Consider the following 5,661-nt stretch of genomic DNA (forward strand, 5'->3'; position numbering starts at 1 on the left):
AGGTCGGCTCCCTCCAGGTCTGCATAGGCAAAATCCCGCTCCCCCCGCCGATAGGCCACGATCACCCCTTGCGCTCCCCCCACCGGGCGAAAAGGGCTGTAGGTGCGACAGGCCCGTTCTGCCTCCGGCTGGCCAAGCTGAGACAACAGCCGCCAAGCTGCCAAGCGGACTGCCCAAGAGCTATTGCCGGCGAGGGCTGCAATGAGTTCGGCCAGGCCCGCCGACCCGTACTGCAGCAACTGGGATAGCGTGGCTAAGCGCACGGCTTCATCGCTATGGGCGAGTCGTCGCCGCGCCCCCTCGAGACCTCCCAGCACTAAGGCATGGGCCGGGGCGCTCCCGGTTGCCGTTTGCCCCCCCAACACCAGATCCCAAGGTTGGGGCCGGGATCCCTGGCCAGTTCTGACAGCCGGCTGAGGCTTACCTACCATGGGCGGATGCCGATGGGCCTAGCTATACCCAACGCCCCACCACCACGCGGATGGTGCCATCCTCCAGCACTTCTTCGACCTCGATGGTATAGCCCTGCTCACGGGCTGAGCGCAGCAAACTTTTGTGGGCGTAGCGCTGCAAAATCGGCTCCAGGAAGGTCTTGGGATCGATGCCCGCCCCCCACAGATCGGCCACCAGCTCGTAGTGATCCCCGTTGCGACGAAACCCGATGTCGAAGCCATTCTTTTGCCGGATCACCAGATCGGCGCGGGTGCGGTTCCAGAGATAGCCCCGCAGGCTGGCATTCCGCTGCACAGCGTAGCCCAATTCCTTCAGAGTCTCTTCCAGGAGATCGGCGTCTTTGATTTGCACTTGCAGGGTGGTGAAGTGAGACATGGCCCTTCCAATCCTTTGACCGATGGAGACCGGATCCTCACTATAAAGCGCCCTTGGGGTGGTGGAAGAAATGTAAACCATCCTGCGGTGGGTCGAGCGAGCGGAACGCAGCTCCCCCTTTCTCCCGCAGGAGTGCAACACACCTGGGCCTGGAGGGTCGCTGGGCTGGCCTGACCTGCCTTCTTATGTAGGCGCGCGCTGCGGCATTCGCGATAGCGGTACGGAGCACCAAGGCTGAGGCATCCGCGCCTGGCGTGTTCGGTAACACAGAAATCTTGGATCTACATCTAGCGTCTAAAGTCAAGAATTGACGATAGTCTCCACTATGTTTGGAGGCAGCAGCAAAAATCTGTCCCACAGGGATCTGTTCTCGTCTGTCTCCGGCTGGAATTGCCGGCGATGAGGTACCAAACCAGCCCCAAGCCGTTCCAAAAACCCGCCGATGACCCTTGCTGTGCCTTGCCAAGTAAGCTTTTCCGATGGCTCTGCGAACAAAAATACTCATCTCTAGTCCCACAAATTGGATGAAAAAATTGCTTTTTTGTCTCTTGAAGATCTCTTGAAGATCTGATTTGGTACCAAAAACTGGTCAAGCAAGTGGAATAATTTTTTCAATCTATCTAGATCTAGAACTTAAGATTGAGTTTATAAAATAGTTGATCTCTTCCCTCCTACTTAAGGTAGAGTTACTACTCAATAAAAAAGGACTTAAAGCACTGCCGGTAGTGTCTAGTGAAGCAGCCTCAATAAATTTAGTGAGTCAAACACCGAGTTCTGGATTAGATTTTTCGAAGTCAAAGCCTTTACGAAAAGGCTTTTGTGCTGGTATGAATAAGGTGCTGTTTGCAGAAAGGTCAGCTTCGTGTGTACGAAGAGGGCCCGATGCAGCAGGAGAAGTAGAGATTCTGACAGGACATGAATTTATGGTGTGGGGTTTGATATGTCAGAAAGTCTTGACTTGCAAGATGCGGTGGGGCGTTTCTTAAAGACGATTGGCCGCTACTCGTTGCTCACCGCTGAAGAAGAGCTCCGCCTGGCTCACCAGGTGCAGCGGATGGTGACGCTCTTGGAGCAACGGCAGCCCCATGAGTCTGTGGAAGGTTGGAGCCAGCGGCTGGGGATCCCTTTAGCGGAGCTGCAGCAGATCCTGCGGCAGGGGGAAGCAGCCAAGAAACGAATGGTGGAGTGTAACCTCCGCTTGGTGGTGTCGATTGCCAAGCGCTATCGCAATCGAGGCTTGCCGTTTCTGGATCTGATTCAGGAAGGCACCATCGGCCTCACCCGCGCCGTGGAAAAGTTCGATCCCACCCGTGGCTACAAGTTCTCCACCTATGCCACTTGGTGGATCCGGCAAAGCGTGAACCGGGGCATCCAAAACAAGGGGCGGATGATCCGTCTGCCGGCCCACATGTACGAAAAGGTCTCCCAGGTGAAGCGGCGCTACCGCGAGTTATCTGCCGAAAGGGGATCCCGTCCCCAAGCGGAAGAAGTTTTTGATTCTCTGGATATTGGCGATAACTACCGGGAGCTGATCACCCGCCACATGGCAGAGATGCGTTCCTTGAATGTGGGGGTAGGGGATGAAGACGGCACCGAGCTGCAGCACTTCATCCCAGATGAAGACAACGACCCTGTTGAACACCTAACCCAGCTTGCCCGTCGAGAGGAAGTCCGCGCGCTGGTGGGCCAACTGAGTGAACGAGAACGACAGGTGATCGTGGCTCGCTATGGGCTGGATGGATCGAGGGGCCTAACGCTGCGGGAAATTGGGGAGCACATCGGCCTTTCGCGAGAGCGAGTCCGACAAATTGAGCGGCGGGCCTTGCGGAAATTGCGGCGGCTGCAACAGGAATACTCCACGCCCAAAGCTGCCAAACCCTGGGTTAACGGGAACCTGTAACCGTTTGCGTCAGCGGTGCGCAGCACTGTAGAAAGGTTTTTTCACCACTTCGGCAGGCTGGCGCTGCCCCCGAATTTCAATTTCCAGCCGGGATCCCACCTTGGCCCAAGCCGGAGCGACATAGCCCAAGCCGATGCCGTAGCCCAAACTGGGAGAATGGGTGCCGCTGGTTACCTGTCCGATCGGCTCAGGGGAGTTGGGAGCGTAGATGGCATAGCCGCTGCGGGGGATGGCCGGATGCAGCATGCGAAACCCCACCAGGTGGCGAGGGATCCCTTGCTGCCGTTGGCTTTCGATGGCGGGCTTGCCGATGTAGTCCCCTGGGTTGTTCACCAACCAGCCCAAGCCGGCTTCTAAGGGAGTGGTGCTCTCGTCCATGTCCTGCCCGTAAAGATGGAAGGCAGCCTCCAGGCGCAGGGTATCGCGGCAGCCCAGCCCACAGGGTTGTACGCCGGCCTGAATCAGTTGCTCCCAAAGGCGGATGCCGTCTTCGGGGCTGAGCATGACTTCAAAGCCATCTTCTCCGGTGTAGCCAGTGCGGGCCACGAAGATAGACTCTCCCAAGGCTCCCGCCGCTCCGGCAAACTGACTGTGCTGAAACCGGCGCAAAGCCTTCAGGGATCCCTCCAAAAAGGGCTGGAGAACCTGTTCGGCTGCCGGCCCCTGCACCGCCAACAAGACCCGAGTGTCGGAGTGATCCTGAAGGTTGACTCCGGGGATCCCTTGGAAGTGGTGGTTGAGCCAATCCCAATCCTTCTGCCGGGTAGCTGCATTGACGATCACGCTCCAGTGCTCCAGCTCACCCTCCGGTGGATGCCGGTAGAAGATGACATCATCCAAAATGCCCCCCAGTGGATTGAGCAGGACGGTGTAGCGACCGGATCCCACAGGAACGGCGCTCAGATCGCTGGGAACCAGACGGCTGAGGTGGGATCCCAGCTCCGGCCCCCAGAGGGTGAACTTGCCCATGTGGGAAATGTCGAATGTCCCCACCCTCTCCCGCACTGCCCGATGTTCTGCTATCACTCCCCGATACTGCAGCGGCATTTCCCAGCCGGCAAAAGAGACAAATCGCGCCCCCAAAGCTTGATGAAGGGAGAACAAGGGGGTGCGTTGCAGAGGCGTTTGGCTCATCAAGGGATCCTCAGCGGTCTAAAGACTAAAAGGTCAAAGACTAAAATAAGTGCAGCATCGCCCATTTCTCGGAGCTTGTGCCATGCGCCTTCTCCACACCATGATCCGCGTCGGCAACCTGGAGCGCTCCCTGCGGTTTTACCGAAAAAACGCCGTAAAGCCCTGCCTTTGAGGGTAGGGATGTAAGGCGCAGACCGTTTTATCCCTTCAGGAACGCTGTTCGCGGTAGCGGTGCGTAGCACTTTAAAATAGCAATATGTTGGTCAGAGAAGCCAAGCTGCTCAACGGCACAGCAGAGCAGTACCAAGCTCTGGACGAAGCCATTCGCACTGCGCAGTTTGTGCAAAACAAGTGTCTGCGGTACTGGATGGATAACCGGGGCGCGACCAAAGCGGTTCTGTATTCCCTCTGCAAGGACTTGGCCAAAGAGTTCCCCTTCGCCCGCCAGCTCAATTCTGCCGCCCGTCAAGCTAGTGCCGAAAGAGCTTGGTCTGCCCTCTCCAACTTCTACCGCCGTTGCAAGAACAAAGAGCCAAGGAAAGGCTATCCGCAGTTCAAGAAGAACTGTCGGTCGGTCGAGTACAAGCTGTCCGGCTGGAAGCTGTCTCCTGACGGCATGTCCATCACGTTCACCGACGGCTTCAACGCAGGAACATTTGCCCTGTACTGCAATGGTGAGGCAAGACACCATATCCTAAACTCCAAAATCAATCGGGTGCGGGTGATACGCAGGGCAAATGGGTACTATGCCCAGTTCTGCTTGGATGTGGAGCGCAAGGAGCAGGGAGAATACACAGGCAATGTTATTGGCATTGACTTGGGCTGGAAGGCTTTCTACACCGACCAGAACGGCAACTCTGTAGAGTGTCCAAAGTTTCTCAGACGCAGCGAAAGGAGGTTAAAGCAGCACCAGCGCAGATTAAGTCAGTATCGGGAGGAATACACAACTTCACTTGCCTTGTGATATAATAATAATACTGCGGACACCAGAAACGGTTGTTTAAGGCACTGGTAACGGTCGATTGGGGGTGTCGTAAACCATCCCAGAGGTCCGTGGTTAGTTTACTAACTGCAGGGCTACTAAAAGCCTACTCTGTACCGCGAAGCAGTCAGGGTCGGGTAGTTTACTTGGCGGATCCCCCTACAGTCAACTGGCCCAGCACGTTGATATCAAAGGTGAAATTAATTGTCACCGAGTTGCCCTCGTAAGCCTCAGGCAGGGGCAGGAAGGGAGCTGCCCTCTGGATAGCCGTCAGCGCTGCATCGTCTGTTTGTTGGCTGCCGGACGTGCGCCCCAGGCGAATGCTCTGCAGATCGCCAGCTCGACCCACTGTAAAGATCACCACTGTGCGGCGCGAGGTACCGGTCTGCCCAGGTATCCAATTTTGCTCCACTTTTCGCTGCAAAGCGGCCAGCCAAGGACCCCAATCCACATTGGCCCGCGCTGCCACACTGGGGGGATTGGGAGCGGATTGGGTGGGGTTGGCCAATCCACTAGCTCCACTGCCCTGGATCCCGGCCCCATTGCTGGGAGCAGAAGCACTGACCGGAGGTCCCAACTGGGAAGAATCAGAGGGCCGCTGGGCGGGAAGAACCTCTGTCACCGGTTGCGGAGCGGGCGGAACGGGAGCCAATTGGCTGGGATCCGAAACCCGCTCGCTTGGCTGTATGGGCAAGGGCTCCGCAGTTGGCGGGGGAGTGGGCCTTGGGGAGGGAGCAGCCGCCACAGGCGGTGGAGTTTGGGTCGGAGTAGGTCTGGGGACAGGCGTGGAAGGTGGCGGTGCCGCAGTCGGGGTCGC

Annotated in this window: 6 protein-coding genes; 2 read left to right on the forward strand and 4 right to left on the reverse strand. The window is 57.3% G+C overall.

Features of this window, described 5'->3' with window-relative positions; translation table 11 throughout:
- Together NW837_RS00545 and NW837_RS00550 are read right to left on the reverse strand one after the other, a co-directional pair.
- Nucleotides 1-431 (reverse strand): HEAT repeat domain-containing protein (locus NW837_RS00545; RefSeq protein WP_414328775.1); only part of this gene is annotated, 431 nt, incomplete at its 3' end.
- A gap of 22 nt (nt 432-453) precedes the next feature.
- The gene (locus tag NW837_RS00550) at nt 454-828 is read right to left on the reverse strand and encodes a DUF1257 domain-containing protein (protein WP_414328777.1); all 375 of its coding nucleotides are present in this window, start codon (nt 826-828) and stop codon (nt 454-456) included.
- 940 nt (nt 829-1,768) lie between these two features.
- Between NW837_RS00550 and NW837_RS00555 the strand changes: the two genes are divergently transcribed.
- Nucleotides 1,769-2,728 (forward strand): sigma-70 family RNA polymerase sigma factor, encoded by a 960-nt coding sequence (locus NW837_RS00555; protein WP_011432772.1) that lies wholly within the window; start codon nt 1,769-1,771, stop codon nt 2,726-2,728.
- 9 nt (nt 2,729-2,737) lie between these two features.
- On the opposite strand, the gene gcvT is transcribed toward NW837_RS00555, so the two are convergent.
- A complete protein-coding gene (gene gcvT, locus NW837_RS00560; protein WP_414328779.1) occupies nt 2,738-3,862 on the reverse strand; it encodes a glycine cleavage system aminomethyltransferase GcvT in 1,125 nt (374 codons plus the stop codon).
- Nucleotides 3,863-4,118: 256 nt separating this feature from the next.
- Between gcvT and NW837_RS00565 the strand changes: the two genes are divergently transcribed.
- Nucleotides 4,119-4,826 carry an RNA-guided endonuclease InsQ/TnpB family protein gene (locus NW837_RS00565; protein WP_414328781.1) on the forward strand — a complete coding sequence of 236 codons (708 nt, stop codon included), beginning with the start codon at nt 4,119-4,121 and terminating at the stop codon, nt 4,824-4,826.
- 160 nt (nt 4,827-4,986) lie between these two features.
- On the opposite strand, the gene NW837_RS00570 is transcribed toward NW837_RS00565, so the two are convergent.
- A partial coding sequence (locus NW837_RS00570; RefSeq protein WP_414328783.1) for an energy transducer TonB occupies nt 4,987-5,661 on the reverse strand: 675 nt, incomplete at its 5' end.

This window comes from Synechococcus sp. R6-10 (genome assembly GCF_047461815.1).
GTDB lineage: Bacteria > Cyanobacteriota > Cyanobacteriia > Thermostichales > Thermostichaceae > Thermostichus.

What these genes read in the sequence shown, in the direction of transcription:
- NW837_RS00550 (WP_414328777.1), bottom strand. Translation starts at nt 828, where the DNA reads ATGTCTCACTTCACCACCCTGCAAGTGCAAATCAAAGACGCCGATCTC.
- NW837_RS00565 (WP_414328781.1), top strand. Translation starts at nt 4,119, where the DNA reads ATGTTGGTCAGAGAAGCCAAGCTGCTCAACGGCACAGCAGAGCAGTAC.
- NW837_RS00555 (WP_011432772.1), top strand. Translation starts at nt 1,769, where the DNA reads ATGTCAGAAAGTCTTGACTTGCAAGATGCGGTGGGGCGTTTCTTAAAG.
- gcvT (WP_414328779.1), bottom strand. Translation starts at nt 3,862, where the DNA reads ATGAGCCAAACGCCTCTGCAACGCACCCCCTTGTTCTCCCTTCATCAA.